Source organism: Enterobacteriaceae bacterium Kacie_13 (assembly GCA_013457415.1).
Taxonomy (GTDB): domain Bacteria; phylum Pseudomonadota; class Gammaproteobacteria; order Enterobacterales; family Enterobacteriaceae; genus Rahnella.
Genome location: CP045667.1, coordinates 43,207 through 63,543, shown reverse-complemented (window position 1 = coordinate 63,543; position 20,337 = coordinate 43,207). Strand labels below are relative to the sequence as shown.

The window sequence follows — 20,337 nt, the reverse complement described above, 5'->3', positions numbered from 1 at the left end:
CATGAATACACCGGCAAATTCTAACCAAAATCTTAGCACTGAGGCCCCCGTAGCGGGGGCTGGAACATGCTCTCCCGCGCAGCTGGGCGGTCTGGCTAATCACATCCTCTGTTACGGGGCATTCTTCCAAAAATTCGAGCCGCTACTTTTACCGGCGGGTGCGCAGGCAGAGATGTACAGGTGCGAAGAATCTCTTTCGTGGATTCTGGTCTGGTTTGTTAACGGACGACCGGTGGTGGCCTGTGATTATTTTGACCATTTTACCTATGTCCCTGACCGCACGTTGTTAGCGGAGGCCGGACAGTGAACGCGATGAACGTTGTTCCCCTTGGTGTCGTGGACGTGGCGTATTACAGCAACCATGCGGCGCAGTACCTGCAAAACCTGCTTAAGACCGTTGAGGCATTGCCATTTTTACAGTAGGTGATCGACGAGTTATCCGCCGATCCCACCGTTGGCTGGAATTGCCAGACCAATTCGGTGTTAGGCGATGACCATATTCACGCCATCGAGCTGGAAATCGCCCCCATCTACGATGACGGCGAGTATGTAGAAATATTCACGTTAGAAGAAAGCATAACGGAACCTGAGCGGGTTCACGCATTTTCGCTGTATTCCCGCGTTGCCGAGTCGTCAGATTTTGCGGGTGTGCAGCCACTGCATGATGCCGAATCACTCGCAGAATGCGAGATGATGGCTCTGTTAGCCGTGTGGCGTATAAATGCAATGAAGGCTAACCACGTCGAACCAGGCTGGGAATAGTGTCACCTAAAACTAACCTCAAAGGTTATATTTGTGGTCTAAACTAACCTTTGAGGTTATAATTACGTCTCAATAACCAATAATCCGAGTGAACATGGAAAAGAGAACTCCACATACGCGCCTTCATATCGTTCAGGGACTTGTTGCAGCAGGGAAGGTGAAGGCCACCAATACCGCGCTCAACGGCGCGGATGATTTAGGGCTGACATTTGATGATATGTGCAGCGCGATCCTGGGATTAACGGCAGCTGATTTTTTTAAAAGTATGACCACCTATAATGATCATACTGTCTGGCAGGACGTATACCGCCCGAAGTTGTCGTGTGGTGACGTATATCTAAAACTAACGGTCAGTAACGGTGTTTTGATCGTCTCATTCAAGGAGAAGTAATATGAAATGTTCCGTTTGTGGCGGTGCAGAACTTGAGTTTGGTATCAAAAAAGTCCCTTACTCATTCCGTGGCCGTAAAACAGTTATCGAGGCAGAAGGTGAGCACTGTCCGGCGTGTGGTGAAGTCGTGATGGGTCGTGATCAGTCTATGGCCTACATGGCAAAGGTAAAGTCATTTAAGGCTAAAGTCATCGCGGAAACCATCGAACCTGAGTACATCATTCAGGTGCGTAAAAAACTTGATCTCACGCAGAAAGAGGCCAGCGAGATTTTTGGCGGGGGCGTGAATGCCTTTTCGCGTTATGAAAAGGGTAAGGCACAGCCACACCCTTCGATCATCAAACTCCTGCGCGTACTCGACCACCATCCCGAGTTATTGGATGAAGTGCGCAAACAAGCATAAGTGGGCAGGGGGTTCGCTCCCTGACTTTTGCCGCGCTTAAAACACTCCCAGCGGGCTACGCCCGACATATACCGGAGAAGAGGGGCGGCTGCGCCGCCCCTCTTCTCCGGTATATGTCGGGGGCTTGTCTCTTTCATTCCATTCCGTCTCTTCCTCTCCGGGCTTTCACTCGTCTTCCTCCTCCTGGTCATTGATGGCCGGTGATTTCTCATTCCCACAAACCACCACGGCCAGAACATGGCCCCTTCGGCTCATGACCAGCAGGCTGGTCAATCGTCTGCCCGACTTCGCTAACCGGCAAGCCGGTAAGCTTCGCGGAACCCCTGCGGGTTTCCGGCCTGTCGGCTACGGTCCGATGGCAACGGCAAGGGTCAACCCCCGCAGGCGGCTGCGCCGCCGCACGGACACTGGCCGGCGAACCGGAGCGTGAAGAAATTACCCACGAAGCCGTCCGACATATTCAGAAAGAACGTTAATCCACACCGCGACATACCCTGGCAGCGGCACAATCTTTTATTCACCGGTGACCCCGGGATCCTTCTTTGAGAGACATCATCATGACAAACCGTTTTAACGCGGCGGCGCTTTCGCTCGCCCTGAGTTTTACTTTCGTTTCACTCCACGCCGGCGCCGCAGAGCCGGAAGAGTTCACACCGGCGCAGCAGTCACGCATCGGCGAGATTGCCGCCCATTACCTGGTGGCTCATCCGCAGGTGCTCATCGAGGTGAGCAAAAAGCTGCAGGCGCAGCAGGCAGCCATCAAGGCACAGCTGATGGCACAGTCGGTGCTGAAGGGACACCGGCTGCTGATGCAGCTTGACGGCGTGCCAGTGAAAGGCCCGCAAAATTCGAAAGTGATTGTGACGGAGTTTTTTGATTACGAATGTATCGCCTGCAGCATGATGGCCCCGGTAATGGAGCAGGTCATGGCCAGTAATCCAGGCGTGCGCTTTGCTTTTCGTGACTGGACGATTTTTGCCGGGCATTACCCCGAGTCTACGCAGGCGTCACGCCGGGGTCTGGCCATCTGGAAACAGAAGGGGGCTGATGCCTATATGGCCTACCACAACGGGATATACGGCACCGGCCATAACGAAGGGAAACTGACGTCAGACGATATTGAAAAAGTGGCCACGGCAGCGGGCGCAGGAGAAGAAGACGTCTCGAACCGCGCAACGGCAGATGCCCTGATCGCGCGTAACAGTGCGCTGGCAACCGGGACGCCGGGGATCATCGTGATGCCGGCAGAGAACGCGACCGCTGACAACACGACGGTCATTCCGGGCGTCGTGTCCGCTCAGGTGATGCAGCAGGCCATCGATAATGGGATGAAATAAGGCGAGGTCGTGCAGGCCACCGGTTTTGCGGTGGCTTTGCGCGGTGTCAGGAGAAAAACGATGAACGGTGAAAAAGCACTGACTATCCATTTTTTGACCTGCATGGCTTTGTGTTCAGCGGGGATGAGACTGAGCATCAGCGTGTGTGTTTCAGAACCCGTCCGGGGCTTGAGCACGATCCGCTGAAGGTGGCTATCGGCCGCCTGGCTCATACCACACCGGAAAACCTGACCTGGAATGCATCCTGTGGTGAAGGATCCTTTTGCCTGCTGACTGCCAGCGTGTCGGCAGGAACTTATGCACTGCCTTACCAGGAGTAAATAGACAGATGAAGAATAGATTGCGGGTGGCCTTGCTGGTCATGTTATTGAGTACGGGCGTTTGCACTGCCATTGCGGCACCGTCGATACAGGTGGGATTCTCGCCCGAAGGCAGCGCGCAGCAGCTGGTACTGCAAACGGTGAGTGATGCCCGGCAAAGCATTCGACTGATGGGGTATTCGTTTACCTCGCCCGACATTGCCAGGGCACTGGTCGACGCAAAGAAACGCGGCGTCGATGTCCAGGTGGTGCTGGATGAAGGCGGTAATCGAGGGAAAGCCAGTGTAGCCGCTATGAATTTATTAGTGAATGCGGACATTCCGGTGCGTACCGTCAGCCAGTTTAAAATCATGCATGACAAGGTGATTATTGTCGATAATCAGACGGTTGAGACGGGTTCGTATAACTATACGCTATCTGCCGCACGGTCGAATTCGGAGAATGCTCTGGTACTGCACGATGTGCCTGACCTGGCACAAACTTATCTTGCTCACTGGCAGTCGCGTTGGGCGTTAGGCAAAGACTGGGTATCGTTGTACTGACAGACATCGAATGGCGAACGTTACCTCTTTTCGCATTTTCGTTTTATCCCGCGCCAACGGGAGTGGAAATGCTTTTTATGCTGCTGATTTATTGAATCTATAGTAGGCTTTCCCAAACGATATATTCAGATCCTTGGGGAGGCCAAAATGTCACAATCCACACATGCAGCTCCTTCCTCATCGAAAAATAAACGCCCTTACAGGAAAGGCAACCCATTGACGCCGTCAGAAAGACAGCAGGCTTTGGTTGCTCGTAGAAAAGATACCCATAAAGAGATCCGTGTATACGTACAGAGTGCGCTGAAAGAAGACTTTCAACGTTTATGTGAAGCAGAAGGTCTTACGCAAACAGAAATGCTTGAAGAGTTGATCAAAACGGCAAGTGCTCGGTTAGCTGAAGGCGTTACGGAATAACTTTCTTGAGTGTTTTGGGATCCGGTGTTAGATTGCTGATCAGTTAAAGAATTTTTGGTGAGCCACGCCGTAAGGTGGCAGGGAATGGGTGCTGAGAGACAAATTATCAGACCCAGAAAAGCAAAAACCCCGAATATCTTCTTCACTTTGGCGGGCGAGGAAAGATAAACGGGGCTCACTAAAACTGTATAGAGTTGTTGCTCTATGCAGGGAGTATAGATTTATGCCTTTTAAAGGTCAACTCCTCCGGCGCAACATAAGCGTTGGGAGCCGTGTCTGAACAACTCTTTCCGTTCTCACCGATAGCAAACAGCGTTGCTGCCAGTGTTTATCGTCCTTCGCGCCGGGGTGAATCAAACCGTCTGCGCAAAGGGCAGTCCAAGACGCACCGCAACAACCACCCTGCCTACAAGGGTAAGACGCCGCGCGGCATGGCCGCCAAAGTTGTGGCCTGCTTCCGTCAGCATGACTGGCGTCGAAATGCCGATTTGATCGCACTTCGCCGTATTGGCTACACGCCGTACACCCGTGCGTCAGACCCCACTTTTATCCCTAAACCTATGCGTATTACTCCACGCTCTGAGAGTCGTGAGGCGCTGACATCACTGTCGCTGGTTCTGGCCGCAAATTGTGACTACAGTCCGGACAGCGATTACCTTTTTGAAATGATGTTGCCGGTGGAAGAAATTGCCCGCCGCATGAACGCGCTGCACGTTTATGAGAACGGCCGCAAGGCGTATGACGTACTGCTCCATGCCCTGCGCGTCATGGAACAGCTGGACTACGTGGTGATACACCGCGACCGCGATGCCGATTCTGGCCAGAACAAGCCCATGCGTATTTTTCTCACTGACAAATGCTTTACCTCACGCGGCATTGCTGTTGAAAGCATCCGGGAGTGGTTGCATAAATATCGCCAGTGGGCGGTCGCCAGCGGACTGGCGGAATCTATGCAGCAGAAATACCAGCGTCACCTGCTCAAAATGGCGCGTCTGGGCATCAGCATTGACCGCCACCATTCCCTCAAAAACCGGCTGAGACAGATAAAACGCTGGGTTGTCAGCCCGGAGCTGCGCGATGAAAAAGCGCGAACTGAGGCGGATATTGGCGCCGTTCTTGACGAACAGGCGCGTAAAGTGCGGCAATTGCGTCCGGCAAAAGAGACAAATCGTTACCAGAATGCCTGGCGTCGCTATACTGCCGCCGGACATCTGACGATGGTCGCGCAAATGTCACTGGAAAGCGCCCTCCAAGCCGAGTTCCCGACGCTGCTGGCCACGGATGCGGAGACGTTTTATCAGCGGCTCCTGGAGCGCGCCGGCGTTTCACTGTCTTAACCACATTCCTTTCTAAACCTTTTCCCTTCCTGCGATTTCGCGGGCCTGATGCTGGCATTTTTTCCGTTCGCGGATGCCTGGCAGGCTTCCCCACGTCTGTTATCCGCCAAAATGTGCACCGGCGTCGGTCGGGGCACGCTCACGATACGTCGCTGGGCAACGTCTGACTAAGAAATAATCGTTTAAATTCGAAGAGATAATTCCCTCGGTTGAGGCATCCCATTAACTTCGAAAACCCCTATTCAAATAGGATTAATTTCGAACGTTACTTCTGAACAAAACAAGCTTTCTAAAGAAAGAGTACTCCTGAGCCAGCCTACGGCATGGCATCTGGAGTAGCTCCCTTCGCTCTGCTCAGGGCAACCACACCTGAACAACGGCATCAATTGCCGGGGGAAAAGAAGAAATAGCTCCCCGGCTAAGCCGGGGCATAACACCCGCGATATTAGTTACAACATTCACCAGGCCTCACCCACGTCAACCCCCAGCACCGAGCGCAAATGCACCCCCTCCGCCCACCTGAAAAGCCGCCCCGCCCCGGGCCAACGGCCCGGAACAGAGTGGCTTTAAAAGTGAATGTTGTAACTACTACGGTAGTGTCGCTTTGAGAGGTTTGGCTTTAGCTGTGAAGTACACGCTCGTAAGCGCCAAAGGCGCTAACGCGGAGATACGCCCTGGCTTCGCCAGGACCACTCCGAGCGCGTACATTAACGTTTCACTGCTATGAGCGGGAATGGTCTAGCAGGGCGAGGGGTGGGCATCGGTAATATCTATCAAACCTGGGCGGCTGCGCCGCGTCACCGGCGACGCTCAGGTACGGCGTTCTCTTTAGCCATATTTGTCGCCTCCATGCGCTTAGGCGCATAAAAACATAAAGTCTTGGATTAGATGGCCGATATTAAATTATTAATGGAGGATATATCGTGATGAAAAAAATAGCTTTATGTGCCGTTACACTGATGGCGTTTAGCACACTTGCTCATGCCAATCAGACAGCAAACCAGTGGCAATTAGTTAACGGGTCAGATAGTAAGGATTTCCAGATTCTCTGCTTTAATGACCAAAAACAGACTCTCTATATTCGTAAAGATAATCAGAACATTGAGTACCGTGTTGCACGCAACATCATCTTCCAGACATTGCCTAACAACACAACAATTCTCAGTTTCAAACGTGGATTTGTTTCAGCTGATAAGGATATGACGTACATCCCATCCGCGAATGAACGTTGCGAAATAACCGAGCAATAATTTTACGATGACATTGTCCTGAGGACTCGGAAGTAGAGCGAAAGGTAGCTCGTTGTTCAGCTCTGACTCATGCAGTTGCTAAACACCGATGCTTAAAAAACAACCCTATTTGCTTTTTACAGGCGGCCCCTTATACAGTTGCCCTTGCGAGGCAAGGGCTTCGAGGGTGTTAGAGGCGCCGTATGGGTTATGGAGATATTTGAATGCATTTTTTGAAGATAGTACTAACTGCCGCTTTGTTTGTCGCAGCGCCCACATGGGCGGGAGATTTGAGTGGGCCTCAAAATAATGCCGTTAGATCTGCGGAGCAGTATCTCAGTATCGCGGGCTTCTCACGGAACGGACTTATTGATCAACTCTCATCGGATGCTGGTGATGGTTACGAGATTTCTGACGCTACGGTAGCAGTGGACAGCCTGAACATTGATTGGAACCAGGAGGCGGTGAAATCTGCGAAGCAGTATCTCAGTATGATGGGCTTCTCATGCAAAGGCCTCATTAATCAACTTTCCTCAAGTGCCGGAGACAAATACACCGTTGACCAAGCAACCTACGGGGCAAAACAGGCAGGTGGCTGCTAAGCGTGGTTCAAACGATGGTTACACTCGAACCTTCAAATTCCATTACGCGGGTATTTGCTACCTCCGCATGCTGGTTTTATTAACGAAGAATAATTTCCGAATCCCAAGCGTCCCCATCAACGTTATTCAATGTAATGTGAACGGGGTTCGTACTGCGCAAAACAACCGCACATTTACCTTTCCTCCACCTAAATTCTGAGTATAGACGCTGATAAGTATGAAGAGTTTTGTAACATGATCGGATATTAATGCAAATGCTTGATATTTAACATAAATAGCATTATGCGCACTAAATTCTGATTTTAGTTATGTTAAATAGTCATCAATTTGAGTGTATGGAGCTGCGGATGTTTTGTTGGACTGGTTATGTTGTGATCCCCAGATGCTGCCGGTACTTAACCGGACTCATTGCACCCAATGATAATTTAATTCGCTTTTCGTTATACCAGCGTATGTACCTGTCCAGGAAGCAGATAAATTCTTCCTGCGTCGTGCTCGCCCAGTTTCTGCCATAGTACATTTCATTTTTGACCCACCCGAAGAAGCCTTCACACGCCGCGTTATCCGACGAGCAACCTTTGCGCGACATGGATCTTTTAAGACCTGATGCATTAATACGATCCAACCAACCCGGCCATCGATAATGGCCGCCTCTGTCGCTGTGTATCACCGGTTTTTCATTTTCTCTGAGCGTATCGAGCGCGTCGTCAAGCATGCCATTCACCAGTTTTGCGTCCGGACGTGTTCCTATCGGCCAGCTCACCACTTTGCCATCAAAACAGTCGATTACGGGCGACGGATAGACCTTACCCGCCGGCAGGTGGAACTCAGTAATATCAGTCAGCCACTTCTCATTTGGTCTGCAGGATCGAAAATTTCTGGCAAGGAGATTTTCAGGTGCCGGCCCTATTTCTCCGCAGTAAGAGCTGTAATTGTCCGCCCCCCCCGCTGGCATTCTTAATATTTCTTTTTAATAAATTAATAATTTAAATAAATGTCACTATAAAAACACCTTATGGAATTCATCTAGCCAAAGTACTGTGCTGTCGGCGCCAGAACCCAATTAAAATCTCGCCCAAATATTTACTCATCGCTTTACTTACATAGCTGACGACACAATGCTGTATTTGAATTTTGCTTAATACACATACGAGAGTTTCCGACGGAAAAAAATTATGAAAAAACGATTAATATCCCGAATGCATGAAATAAAATTAACAAACAATCAGGTCTTTTTTATTGTCCTCTGCCTGTTTGCCGTCGCAGGTGTCATCGCCATCAGACTCATCGGTGAGATATTAGCAGCATGATCCATTAAAGGTGACTTGGGGCTCTTTGACCCGCCCCTTATTACTCGAAAGCTAATTCTCCATGAGTAGCTATCGCCGGATAAACTGCGGCCCGGTGAAGCTGATTACTCCTTGATGGCACTCTGTCCTGCCCGATGCTCCTGGACTGTCCGAACTCTCCGAATCGTTGCTCATTGCATAGTTTCCAGCAATATCCTGAATACTCAGCAGAGAAGAGTCCGATAAGGACCCGGCACTGACTTCACGTGTGAGAGTCCGGCTGAGATCATGCCAGAATTGCTCTCGATAGTTGGAAAATGTTGATGTCGACAGGCTATCGCTAGCAGAAGCGCGCGTGGAGGCGCTGGAATCTATTCTATTCATCGATTTGAGGCACCTGAAAGGATGAAAAATCAGACGCGGTAAGCGCCCTGTGTATAACTTCAGCGTGACACAAGGTGCTGGTTTTCGGTACTGCAGTCTGCACCTTAGTTTGGTGTACAAAGACTGGCGGAATCAGCAGGGCCGCATGATATCAGGTACAAATAAAAACGTGTTTATCACTTGACGTAAACGATATGACGATACACTAATTGCCCTTCCGCGACCGCTGACTCGTCTCGTCGGATTCCATGTTCAGATGAGCGACTTTACCACTGGATCATAGCGATGCAGGAATATCGTGGGCGATACAAGTTAGCTACTCTACACTATAGGGAGTGTAGTCATGGGCTCTATAACCCGCGCTGAGCACTTACTATTGTTGAACCACTCTAAATTAGTCAGGGATTTATTTATGCGCATAGCGTTCAAGCTGTTTATCCTGTTTTTGGGGCTATCTGCCCTTTCTTCTCAGGCCGGAGTTTCGCTGGGAGGTTCACGCTTTATTTATCCTGCAGACCGCAAAGAAATTTCTGTTCAGGTCAATAATCCGGATAAAGATACAGACTATTTGCTGCAGTCTTGGCTGGAGAATGAAAACAGTAATAACACGGCAAAGGTACCTTTTGTTGTCACACCCCCGCTGTTTCGCCTCGATCGTGAGAGTGGACATTCATTACGTATAGCCAGCGCTGGCACGCAGCTCCCGACCGATCGCGAGACGTTATACTGGTTAAATGTGAAAGCGATCCCCGGCACGCCAAAAGTACAAAAAGGGAATCAGCTGCAAATAGTAGCCCGCACACGCGTTAAATTTATTTACCGGCCAACCTCTCTGGCGAAGGAGGGAGCGGCAGAAGCCTATAAAAAACTGACTTTCTCCCATGACGGTGACCAGTTACTCATCAAGAATCCAACACCTTATTATGTTTCGTTTTACAGCCTGAAGGTAGGGGGGACTGCCGTAGAGATGCCCGGCATGGTGGCACCTTTTTCTGAACACCGGGTAAAAGTGTCGGGTAAAGGCCAGATAGAGTGGCAGTCAATTAATGATTATGGTGGATTCAGCGAGACCGCAAGACAGTAAGGCCGCTTTGTGGTTGCAATGCATTCCCCCCGCACGTATCTGTGCGGGGGGAGTTAGGGCGTTATTTGTGCACCACCGTGCGCGGTATGCCCGCCGCGTCCTGTGCCCAGGTGCCTAACGCGCTCTGCGTCAGCGGCTCCACCTGACTGGTTGATTCTGTATCCCATATAGCGGACTCACCTCCCGAAGAGCCAGGGTCGCTGACCTCCATCAGCGAGAAATTATCGCTATCCTGCGCCCAGGTGCCCAGCGCACTCGCGGTCAAAGACTCGGCTTCGATCGCGGCCGGTCGAATTAGGGATGCGGGGATATCTGGTAGCGTATTATTATCACTATGAATCACGCGTGGCATCCCTTCTAGATCCTGCGCCCAGGTGCCCAGGGCATCCTCAGCTAACTGCTCCGCTTCCATCACGGCCGGTTGCATTAGGGATGCAGGGATATCCGGTAGTGTATTGTTATCACCATGAATCCGGCGTGGGATCCCTTCTACATCCTGCGCCCAACGCCCGAGGGCACTTTCGGTTAGCGCCTCAGAAAACTGCAATGATGATATGTCAGCTTGAAGCGGATGTTCCCATCGAACCGCCGGGCTATCAACGATATCGTGAAGCCTGAGCAAATCGCTATTTGATTCAGATCCTGAACGCAAATCCTGAATAATACCCTGGCTTAGGTTATGCAACGGTCGAAGCGGTAGTTCCGAGGACGCTGAAACATTTGCCGTAGAGGCGCGTGTTGAGGAACACGTGTGAATAAAATGCATGACACAACCTTTCATTATTAAAAAAACGAAAAAATAAATCAGTTACAGCTTTAACTAGACAGGCAATTTCTTAACTGCACATGTTCGTCTACGCTCTGCACTTGAGAGGTATCCCTAAGTATCTGATACGAGGTGTTGTTTATCTCTCCCCACCCTGAGGCGCGTTCAAAAAAATCTTCAAACGCGGTTACGGCAACACTTTCAAGCTCCGTTCCCTGGATCATATTATTCACGTCCGCTAGATCACTAAGGGGCACCATGATCATCGAGATGCTATCCGGCCCAATAGGTCCCCTGACAGCACAATCCGTAAAAGCACCAATATCCGTAAAAGCCTTTTCAGTGACGCGTCTGTCCTGTGGGTCAATATTAATCCCGAACAGTACAGGATAGTCTTCAGCGTCCTGCCCCGAACGTAAGGCATAGTGTAAAGGAATAGCAATGTCTTCTTTTTTACAGGTTGACACCGAATGCGCATTCTCAGCATTGACAATGTCTCCCTGAAGACCTGCTTCGCCGGTACTCACAGTGATACCATTACTGAATAAATCTCCATACGATCTTAATGCCCCAGGATGGCTTTCACTCTCCAGCATATTGCGCAAGACACTGATTTTTGTGCCATGGAATAGTTGACAGCCATTCGGGGCAACTTCCGCCATTGCGTTCGTCAGTGGGTCGGCAATGAGATCTTTATCTGAATAATTTGAGGGGGTATTAACTTGTGCGCTTCGATTTACTATACCTAATGATAACATATTTTTAATCTTATTTAGTTCAGGAGAGGAAAATCATCTTATAAATTCGCCCAAAAAAGCACTAATCAGGTAAAGACATTAATTAATGACTTAACTTCACTCTTTACCATTAAGGAAAAAATCCGTTATATACCCGAGATGATCAGGAATGCGGATCGGTCTATTATCGTTCAGAACAACATGTGACACGTCATTTTCCACCATGCCAGCAATAAGATAATAGCGGGCTTTATTATTCCTTTGTTTGGCGCGATGAAAAGATAATATAACTCATTGTTTTTAAACTAAACATTTCTCACACACCACCCACAACATGAAGACTTGTTAAAGATACCCCCCCCCTATTGAACACCCGAACACATCCCTCCAGAATAGTCCCCGAACTGAACGAGCGGCGTATTTATGCCACGCAACAAATAACCATAGTATACGTAAACACCCAGCATAAAATTTATGGGATAACGTTGAATCGGTGATTAATTGCCTAAGATAAATCACCACTCAATCAGTGAATTATCAACTTTTTAAATATACGGATTTTCATTCAACTTAAGCAGGAATATTACATGTTCAATAAAGCAATCATCGCCGCCGCTATGCTGTCAGCACTCTCCTTTAATGTTGCTCAGGCGGCTGACGGTACCATTAACTTTACCGGCAAAATCCTTGCCTCTACCTGTGATATCAATGGCGAAGCGTCAGATGTGAAAATTGAAGTGCCACTGGGTACACATCTGCCTACCGAATTCGCAACGACGGGTAATAAATCCTTCAACGTTCCGTTCAGCATTGATCTGACAGAATGCGATGATTCCATTAAAAATGCCCAGGTGAAATTTACCGGTACAGCAGACACGAACCCGCAGCTGATTGCTGTAACTGGTGGTGCAGTCGGCGTTGGTGTTGGCCTGTATGAAGAAGATGGTACTCAGATTGCGATTAACACTACCTCTGCGACCAAACCCGTGACGGCTAAAGCAGCAACGCTGAAATATTCAGCTAACTACGTGGCTAACGGAGAAGCCGTCGAACCTGGTGATGCTAACGCTACCGCTGATTTCAGCATCGAATACCCATAATTCATCTTCTGTCCGCTCTTACTGGGCGGACAGTTTTCTCTTTCTCAACAGGTGCTACTTCATGCGTACTTTACCGCTATTGCTCTCCTCTGCCCTGCTGTTAGCCTTCGCAGGCACCGCTTCCGCCAGTCTGGTGGTGGGCGGTACCCGAGTTATCTATCCGGAAAACAGCAAAGAGATTTCAGTTTCCATTAAAAATCCGGGTAAAAACACCGACTACCTGGTGCAGTCCCGGCTCGAAAATGACGACGAGAACAATACCGCTAAAGTGCCCTTTGTTATTACTCCGCCGCTATTCCGCCTGGATCACCAGAGCGAAAACGTACTGCGTATCGCCCGGGCCGGGGGGCAGTTACCTGCCGACCGCGAATCCCTCTATTGGTTAAGCGTCAGGGGCATTCCTGGCAGCGCCGGTAAACCCAAAGAAAACCAGCTACAGGTGGTCATCAGCCAGCGGATCAAATACTTCTTCCGCCCTGCTGATCTCAACAGCCATGACGCTGCTGAAGCGTACCAGAAGCTGACTTTTTCCCGTTTGGGCGGAGAGTTGGTGATGAAGAATCCAACGCCATACTACGTCTCGCTATACACCCTGAAGGTAGGCGGCACCGAAATCCAGACACCGGGCATGGTTCCACCTTTTGGCGAACATCGAGTTAAGGCAAATGGCAGCGGCGCCATCGAATGGCAGGCGATTAACGATTACGGCGGACATACCGCTACAGCACACCAGTAACGCCAGATACCAGCAAACGCGGATAATAACAGGTAAAATTATGTTCAGCCCGACTCCACAGATGCGTCTCACGCCGCTTTCCCAATTCATAGCCCGCCAGGTCATGCACAGCGTGGTTCTGGGTAGCCTTATGATTTCTGGCGGCGCCTTTGCCGATGGTGATATTTATTTTAACCCACAGGCTCTCGACATGCGTGGGGGTAACGGCCAGGTAGTGGCCGACCTGAGCGCTTTTGAAAACGGTGCCCAGCTTCCCGGTAATTATCGGGTGGATATCTACCTGAACAATAATTTCATCGAGACTCGTGACGTTGAATTTGTGGCCGACGGCAAAAATTTGGTTCCTGTGCTGACTGCTAAATACTGGCGCGAACTTGGCATCAAACCGGAAGCATCTCCGGCACTGGTTGCCCTCTCTGATGATGAGACAGTGAGCAAACCGGGGGAATACGTTGAGGATGCCTCCGCGACGCTTAACTTCCGTAAGCTGCGCCTTGACCTGAGTATCCCGCAGGCATCGCTGTTGTTCCGGGCCCGCGATGCGGTGAGCCCCGAACTGTGGGATCACGGTATGCCGGCGCTACTGCTCAACTACGGTCTGAACTACAACAATAGCTGGCAGCGACAGAGCGACGGCGAGTATAGCAACCTGTTTTTACGCCTGGATAGCGGCCTTAATCTCGCTGGCTGGCGTTTGCGCAACAATGCCACCTTCACCCGTAATACAGGCAAACAGCCGGGCTATGATGAAAACGGCAACCGTATTACCAAACAGGACGTAATGACCCGCTGGCAAAGCCTGAACACCTACGCTCAGCACGACGTTCATGCACTCGGCGCGCAGTTAACACTGGGTGACACCTCCACCCCGGGCGATCTGTTTGACAGCATTCAGTTCCGCGGTGCGCAGCTCGCCTCCGACGATGGCATGCTGCCAGACAGCATGCGTGGCTTTGCTCCGGTGGTGCGCGGTGTAGCGCGCTCGAATGCCCAGGTTACCATCCGCCAGAACAGCGCGGTCATTTACCAGACCTCCGTGGCAGCAGGTGCCTTTGAAATTCGTGACCTCTACCCTACCGCCAGCAGCGGCAACCTTGAGGTAACTATCCGCGAAGCTGACGGGTCAGAAAGCACCTTCGTTCAGCCGTTCTCGGCAGTGCCAGGTATGCAACGTGAGGGGCAACTGCGCTTCTCGGTGACGGGAGGGAAATACCGCTCCTGGTCTGAGGACGTGCGTACGCCAGAATTTGGACAGGGAACCGTGCAGTATGGTCTGACCAACACAACGTCAGCTTACGGGGGCTTACTCGGATCAAAGGACTACCAGTCCGGACTTCTCGGTATTGGCCAGGGGTTGGGCACTTTCGGCTCTGTGTCGCTTGACGTCACCCACGCCGAAACCTCCTTTGATAATGCGACCACCCGTGCCGGGCAATCTTATCGCGCTCAGTATGCGAAAGACATCCTGCAAAGCGGCACCTCTTTCGTACTGGCAGGCTACCGTTACTCGACTTCCGGCTTCTACGACTTTAGGGAAGCTAATGAAATTCTGCTAAAGGCCCCTAAAAAGGACAACGACGATACGCTGGAAACCTGGCGCCGCACGCATAACAAACGTAGCCGTATGCAGGCTCAGGTTAGCCAGAGACTGGGCGACTACGGTTCCCTGTCGCTGACTGCCTACCAGCAGGACTACTGGGGTAACGATGGTGCAGAGCGCACCTTTATGCTGGGTTATGGCGTCAGCCACGCGGGCATCAGCTACAGCCTGAACGTTAGCGATACCCGCTATCCAAACAGTGAACCAAATCGCAGCGTCTATCTGAACGTCTCGATACCGCTGGACCGCTGGCTGGCGGGGTCACGCACCAGCTACAGCATGTACACCGATAACCGTAATCGTGTGCGCAACCAGGTGGGCGTCAGCGGCAGCAGTCTGGAAAACCGCCTGAACTGGAGTGCGTCCGAAAGTTATGCCAATAAAAACGAAGGTGACAGCGGTTCGATGACCGCAAACTACGCAGGCACCTACGGTAACGTAAACGGCGGCTACAGCTACAGCAGCAGTAACCACCAGGTGAATGCTGGCCTGAACGGCGGCATTGTGGCGCACCCCTACGGCGTGACATTGTCACAGCCGCTGGGCGACACCATGGCGCTGGTCCGTGTCCCGGAGGCCGGTGGCGTACAGGTCAAGAACCAGCGCGGAGTGAAAACCGACTGGCGCGGCTATGCCGTTGTCCCGTACTTGACGCCTTATCGTCGCAACAATATTGGTCTGGGTACTGACAGCTTGGCCGATGATGTAGAACTGGACGAAACCGTGAAAACCGTAGTTCCGACCCGTGGCGCGCTGGTGATGGCTGATTACAAAGCCAGCGTGGGGGCTCGTGTGCTGGCCACCATTCATCACCTCAGCAAGCCTCTGCCGTTCGGTACCACCGTCAGCCTGATTATTGACGGCAAACAGACCGGCGCTAGCTTTGTCGGCGATAACGGTGATGTTTACCTGAGCGGTGTGCCAGAAAAAAGCCGCGTGAAAGCGAAATGGGGCACGGGTGCCGATCAGCAGTGTACTGGTGAAGTTAAACTGGCCCCTGCGGAGAAAGACAGCCGTTTCCGTACTGCGACAATCAACTGTCGCTAATTTGCGAGGCCCATGCGAGGCATGAATACGGATGAGGCCTGGACAGAAGCGTATAACTGGCTGTGCAAGCAGCGTCGCAAAGCACCACCCAACAGTGATGTCTGGCATCTGCGATTTCACTGGCAACGTGATGGGGAAGCGTTCAGGAGTAAAGTTGAACGTGGTGAATACCGCCTGAAACCGATGCGCATCGTCTCCCGCCTGGCGGATGAACCGATAGCCATGTGGGATGCCGATGACGCCCTGGTGCTGAAATGGGTCACCCTGCAGGTGCAGAATAAATTACCGGTTCACCCGTGCTGCCATCATGTCAAAGGCTACGGCGTAAAGTACAGCCACCGGCAGGTGATTGCTGCACTGGATAGCGGTGAATATCACTTTATGTACCGCACGGACATCAAAGGTTATTACCGCCATATCCGTAAAGACCAGCTTAAAGAGTTGATTCGGGTCTGGATTCGCGACCTGATATTGCGAGATCTGATCTTTCAGTACATTGAATACAGCGTGGAACAAGGGGGTGAGATTCATACCCCAACCTCAGGCATCTGCCGCGGCTGTTCGCTAAGCCCACGCATCGGTGCTGCCCTGCTCTACCACATCGACAGTGGGTTTGCGGGAAAAGAGGAATTGTTCTACATCCGCTATATGGATGATTTTTTAATCCTCAGCAAAACACGCTGGGGGCTACGCCGGGCCATCAAACGGCTTTATTTTTATTTGGATCAGGGCGGTTTTGACCTGCATCCAGATAAAACACAGATGGGTAAACTGGTGAAGGGGTTCGACTGGCTGGGGCTATGGTTTAGCCCGGAAGGAATTACCCGCTCACCGCGATCAATTAAAAATCACCTTGAACGATGCCGGCGGCTTTACGAGCAGGCACAATTCCACGGAATGAAATAATAGCGTGTGAGTTGTGTGCGGGAAGAATCGGGGGTGACTCAAAAGTCTTTTGAGACAAAAAAGGGGAAACTGCTATGCCAATCGTTAAACTCATCGCATTATTGCTCTTCCTCACGGGAACCTGTAGGGCCGGATGTATAGCGGACGTGCCCGAAGCCACCGTATCTGTGCCTACGATAACGTTACATGCAACATGGAACGGATCCAAGTACACGGAACGCGACCTTCTGCCGAAAATAGATATACCACCGATCAAAGTTACATGCAGTTCAGGTGCCGGGAAGGGGTTCGTATACACAAGGGGGAACCTCGTAGCTACTGCCAGTGACCTTCAAATATCAGCGGCCGCCGCCGCGGTGCGCGCCAATCTCCGTGTAGCTGAAGGACATTACAATATCCCTCTTTCCGTGGGGCCTGCGTCACTCAGCAGCGAACAAGTGTTCTACACTACCCTGACCATCACAGGTATAGATTGGGAAACCACATCAACGGGTGGCGGGGGTAAACCAAGGTCGTGGGGATCGTACGAATATGAGAATATAATTACGATAGCGTCCGTGGATACACCCGCGGAGAATGCACTATACGTCAGGTGGGGGGGCACCTTAGTCAATTCGGTGGAACCCTGTGTAGCACTATCAGAGTCGATTGATCTGGGCACTGTCATAGGGAACAGCGTACCATTTGGCGGAACTGCTCCTACAGATGCGTCCAGCTTCAGTGCCGTGTCATGTGACTTCGCGTATAATAACCTGGTGACGGTAACGATTGACACGGCTGTGGCGGAGTTGGAGGGAACAGTCGCACGAGGGGACAAAAAACAGGGTGTAGGAGTAAAACTACTGCTGGACCGTACGTCAGGAGAAGGGTTAACCTTCGGCAAACCGTATCGTCCGTCGCAACTCGGTTCTTTGACGCCTGTTTGGGCACGGTACGATGCGGAGGTAATGGCAGACTCGTTCGGGGCCGTCGTGACTGTGACTACCCAACATGAATGAGGACTACCGAGTGCGCTATGCACTACTGTAGAGCGGATGGGCGTCCGCGGGGCTGATCTGATGATAGGTCCTTCGCATGAATAAGTGATAAAATAAAATCTGGAGCGTCTCGTGTGTGTCTGTGTCGTTTCCGTACATGATCTTTTAGAACAAAATAGGAGGGGGAGGAACAGAAACCTTCCCACTATGGTCGGCGGGTCCGATACTGTATACAACCGCTAGATGGATGGCAATGGGACCGGGGGCCATGATGGTGAATGTACGACGTTATCAAGGAACAACACGTACGAATCCAGGTCAGTGCACGGGGGTCTGCTGTGGGACGTTCAGGGTTTCGTGGGTTTTACCAGACAATTGCCATTGACATTGCCGTGCTGTGTGGCGTGTGACACTGGTATGGATATTGTCGGTGGGACAAACGAAACAGAATGGGGCGGGAAACTGGAATTAACGTGCATTTGACAAACCTGGAGCGTGACAACAAACGAATGAGGACTAAGGATCCTGCGTTGGGCACCCATCGGGCTAGGGGGTTGACTAGGAAACTGTGGGTGAGGGGGGGAACCCCCATATCATTTTGGCCTGGACCAACTTGCGCAAACGGGTAAATTAGCCAGAACGACGGCCAGGTACGCACATCGCGTCGCCGCTTAGTGTAGGGAAAGAGGTAAGTGCGTGTCCAGACAACTAGTGCTGCGTCACGTTAACGAAACGGACGCACCCTTTCCGCCGTAACGCTCACCCTTTGACCGCTGGCGAGCGTCATACTCTGCGGCGAACATGAAGTATGTGTGTTTCTGGGCTCCGACCCTCGGGTAGAGATTGCTCTCGGGGTGGACCGGATCAAATGCTTCTTACATTGCCCCGAGCAGACGTTGCAGCACGTCACCACGGTGCTTGCATTGGTTGGTTTTGCCAAATAAAAACCTAAGTTTTGCTCTGATCCGGTTTCAGTGCTTTGCACCACCACTCCATCCCGTCGGAGGTTCCCTTCCTAATCCCGTTTGCGAGACCGCCCTTGAGCCCGCTTACAGAACTCGAATCGGGCTGTATAACTGAAGACTTTGGCCTTAAAAACAACGAACCGGTAGAACGCGGCCCAGCCTTTCAGTATTCGGTTGGGTTGTTCGGGATATGGGCTTTGCATTTACCGTAATTGCCTGATAACAATGCCGTCGGCGATGCGGCGAAGTTTCTGGCTTTGTCCTTCGGGATCGTCGATATCACTCTCATATCGCCGTAACGACTGCATTTGAGGATGATCCAGTGACCCAGAAAGATAAAACCGCCATCGACATGGGTGATCCTGCTCTTGTCCATGTTCGGCCTGAGTTTAAGACTGTCTTCAAGCACGCTCCGACACACCTCCCTGATGGCTTCCGCCTGTGCTTTGGTACCTTTGACAATTAGCACAAAGTCATCGGCATAGCGGCAATAAGCAACGGCGGGTTTTCCATTCCCAGTTTTCCCTTACTGCGGTACTTCGGCCTCGCTGGACACTGTTATTCCTGTACCATCGATCCTTTCTGGCTTCCCCGCTCAGATAGCGTTCATGCAGATACTGATCGAACTCATTCAGCATGATGTTCGACTGTATCGGCGATGTTACGCCATCCATAATATTATCAGCGACATGCAAAGCTACGGCTACCAACGGGTGATGGGTATCCTGCGTAAGCAACGTCGTGCAGAAGGACTTCCACCGGTAAATGACAATGGGTTTTACAGGAACATGAGCGAACATAACCTGCTGTTACTGCATGACAAACCGGAGCGGCCGAAGCGTGAGCATAAAGGCAAAATCGCGGTAGCGGAAAGCGATATGCGCTGGTGTTCAGACGGCTTCGAATTCGGCTGCGACAACGGTGAAAAACTGTGGGTCACGTTCGCGGTGGGGTACTGTGACAGAGAGACCACAGACTGGGCCGGCAAGCACCGGAGGCTACGACAGGATGTGATGCTGAGATCGGTGGAAAAGCGCTTCGGCGACAGGTTGCCGGACACACAGGCGCAATGCTTTACGGATAACGGTTCAGCGTATACTGCGCATGAAACGCGAAGGTACGCTAGAGAGTTGAACCTGGAGCCCTGCACAACAGCGGTGAGCAGCCCGCTGGGTAGTGGGATGGCGGAACGGGTCGAGAAGACGATGAAGGAAGACAATATCGCGTTCATGCCAAAACCGGATGTGGGACAGCACTGCGATACCTTGCAGCAGCGTTTACACATTACAATGAAAACCCACCCGGCATAGCGCACTGGGATATTTCGCTCCACGAGAATACCGGCAACAGCGGGCATCGTTAACTTAAGATACAAAAGATGTCCGGAAATGGCGGAGCAAGATCAGAAT

At 51.3% G+C, this 20,337-nt stretch carries 19 protein-coding genes and 3 pseudogenes; 17 read left to right on the top strand and 5 right to left on the bottom strand.

The genetic code is table 11. The features are described 5' to 3' along the window. Position 1 precedes the first annotated feature (1 nt). The 5 genes from GE278_23760 to GE278_23740 all read left to right on the top strand — a co-directional run bounded on the left by GE278_23760 (position 2) and on the right by GE278_23740 (position 2,893). The gene (locus tag GE278_23760; GenBank protein QLK63819.1) at positions 2-307 is read left to right on the top strand and encodes a hypothetical protein; all 306 of its coding nucleotides are present in this window, start codon (positions 2-4) and stop codon (positions 305-307) included. Positions 308-480: 173 nt separating this feature from the next. Further along, a complete protein-coding gene (locus GE278_23755; GenBank protein QLK63818.1) occupies positions 481-762 on the top strand; it encodes a hypothetical protein in 282 nt (93 codons plus the stop codon). Between the two features lie 94 nt (positions 763-856). Further along, positions 857-1,153, top strand: a complete 297-nt coding sequence (locus GE278_23750; protein QLK63817.1) for an mRNA interferase MqsR — start codon at positions 857-859, stop codon at positions 1,151-1,153. 1 nt (position 1,154) lies between these two features. Then, complete coding sequence (locus tag GE278_23745; protein QLK63816.1) at positions 1,155-1,556, top strand: YgiT-type zinc finger protein; 402 nt, start codon at positions 1,155-1,157, stop codon at positions 1,554-1,556. Between the two features lie 557 nt (positions 1,557-2,113). Then, entirely contained in the window at positions 2,114-2,893 is a 780-nt protein-coding gene (locus GE278_23740; GenBank protein QLK63815.1) for a thioredoxin domain-containing protein, read from the top strand. Here the strand turns inward: GE278_23740 and GE278_23735 are convergent. Continuing rightward, a complete protein-coding gene (locus tag GE278_23735) occupies positions 2,854-3,105 on the bottom strand; it encodes a hypothetical protein (protein QLK63814.1) in 252 nt (83 codons plus the stop codon). The genes GE278_23740 and GE278_23735 overlap by 40 nt on opposite strands. A 116-nt stretch (positions 3,106-3,221) precedes the next feature. Here GE278_23735 and GE278_23730 point away from each other — a divergent pair, with 116 nt between their 5' ends. The 5 genes from GE278_23730 to GE278_23710 all read left to right on the top strand — a co-directional run bounded on the left by GE278_23730 (position 3,222) and on the right by GE278_23710 (position 7,337). Further along, a complete protein-coding gene (locus tag GE278_23730) occupies positions 3,222-3,755 on the top strand; it encodes a DUF1669 domain-containing protein (protein ID QLK63813.1) in 534 nt (177 codons plus the stop codon). A 147-nt stretch (positions 3,756-3,902) separates the two neighbouring features. Next, complete coding sequence (locus GE278_23725; GenBank protein QLK63812.1) at positions 3,903-4,169, top strand: replication regulatory protein RepA; 267 nt, start codon at positions 3,903-3,905, stop codon at positions 4,167-4,169. A 272-nt stretch (positions 4,170-4,441) separates the two neighbouring features. After that, positions 4,442-5,506 carry a Replication protein gene (locus tag GE278_23720; protein ID QLK63811.1) on the top strand — a complete coding sequence of 355 codons (1,065 nt, stop codon included), beginning with the start codon at positions 4,442-4,444 and terminating at the stop codon, positions 5,504-5,506. Between the two features lie 926 nt (positions 5,507-6,432). After that, a complete protein-coding gene (locus tag GE278_23715; protein ID QLK63810.1) occupies positions 6,433-6,756 on the top strand; it encodes a hypothetical protein in 324 nt (107 codons plus the stop codon). A gap of 203 nt (positions 6,757-6,959) precedes the next feature. Beyond that, positions 6,960-7,337, top strand: a complete 378-nt coding sequence (locus tag GE278_23710) for a hypothetical protein (GenBank protein QLK63809.1) — start codon at positions 6,960-6,962, stop codon at positions 7,335-7,337. A gap of 364 nt (positions 7,338-7,701) precedes the next feature. On the opposite strand, the pseudogene GE278_23705 reads toward GE278_23710, so the two are convergent. Continuing rightward, a pseudogene (locus tag GE278_23705) lies at positions 7,702-8,268 on the bottom strand (IS3 family transposase). Positions 8,269-9,422: 1,154 nt separating this feature from the next. On the opposite strand from GE278_23705, the gene GE278_23700 reads away from it, so the two are divergent. After that, positions 9,423-10,094: a fimbria/pilus periplasmic chaperone gene (locus GE278_23700; protein QLK63808.1), complete on the top strand. Its 672-nt coding sequence runs from the start codon at positions 9,423-9,425 to the stop codon at positions 10,092-10,094. A 61-nt stretch (positions 10,095-10,155) separates the two neighbouring features. On the opposite strand, the gene GE278_23695 is transcribed toward GE278_23700, so the two are convergent. Both GE278_23695 and GE278_23690 read right to left on the bottom strand, forming a co-directional pair. Then, a complete protein-coding gene (locus tag GE278_23695) occupies positions 10,156-10,860 on the bottom strand; it encodes a hypothetical protein (GenBank protein ID QLK63807.1) in 705 nt (234 codons plus the stop codon). Positions 10,861-10,910: 50 nt separating this feature from the next. Next, positions 10,911-11,618 (bottom strand): hypothetical protein, encoded by a 708-nt coding sequence (locus tag GE278_23690; GenBank protein ID QLK63806.1) that lies wholly within the window; start codon positions 11,616-11,618, stop codon positions 10,911-10,913. Positions 11,619-12,184: 566 nt separating this feature from the next. On the opposite strand from GE278_23690, the gene GE278_23685 reads away from it, so the two are divergent. From GE278_23685 to GE278_23665, 5 genes are all read left to right on the top strand, one after another. Further along, on the top strand, positions 12,185-12,697 hold the full coding sequence (locus GE278_23685; GenBank protein ID QLK63805.1) for a fimbrial protein: 513 nt from the start codon (positions 12,185-12,187) through the stop codon (positions 12,695-12,697). 61 nt (positions 12,698-12,758) lie between these two features. Then, positions 12,759-13,433, top strand: a complete 675-nt coding sequence (locus tag GE278_23680) for a fimbria/pilus periplasmic chaperone (protein ID QLK63804.1) — start codon at positions 12,759-12,761, stop codon at positions 13,431-13,433. Then, entirely contained in the window at positions 13,363-16,080 is a 2,718-nt protein-coding gene (locus GE278_23675) for a fimbria/pilus outer membrane usher protein (protein QLK63803.1), read from the top strand. The genes GE278_23680 and GE278_23675 overlap by 71 nt, the downstream gene beginning before the upstream one ends. A gap of 12 nt (positions 16,081-16,092) precedes the next feature. After that, the gene (locus tag GE278_23670; protein QLK63802.1) at positions 16,093-16,986 is read left to right on the top strand and encodes a transposase; all 894 of its coding nucleotides are present in this window, start codon (positions 16,093-16,095) and stop codon (positions 16,984-16,986) included. Between the two features lie 74 nt (positions 16,987-17,060). Beyond that, positions 17,061-17,984, top strand: coding sequence for a hypothetical protein (locus tag GE278_23665; protein QLK63801.1), 924 nt, complete (start codon positions 17,061-17,063; stop codon positions 17,982-17,984). A gap of 927 nt (positions 17,985-18,911) precedes the next feature. Here GE278_23665 and GE278_23660 read toward each other — a convergent pair. Then, positions 18,912-19,566 (bottom strand): annotated as a pseudogene (locus tag GE278_23660) (maturase). A 27-nt stretch (positions 19,567-19,593) separates the two neighbouring features. Here GE278_23660 and GE278_23655 point away from each other — a divergent pair. After that, positions 19,594-20,296: pseudogene (locus tag GE278_23655) on the top strand (DDE-type integrase/transposase/recombinase). Positions 20,297-20,337: the final 41 nt, after the last annotated feature.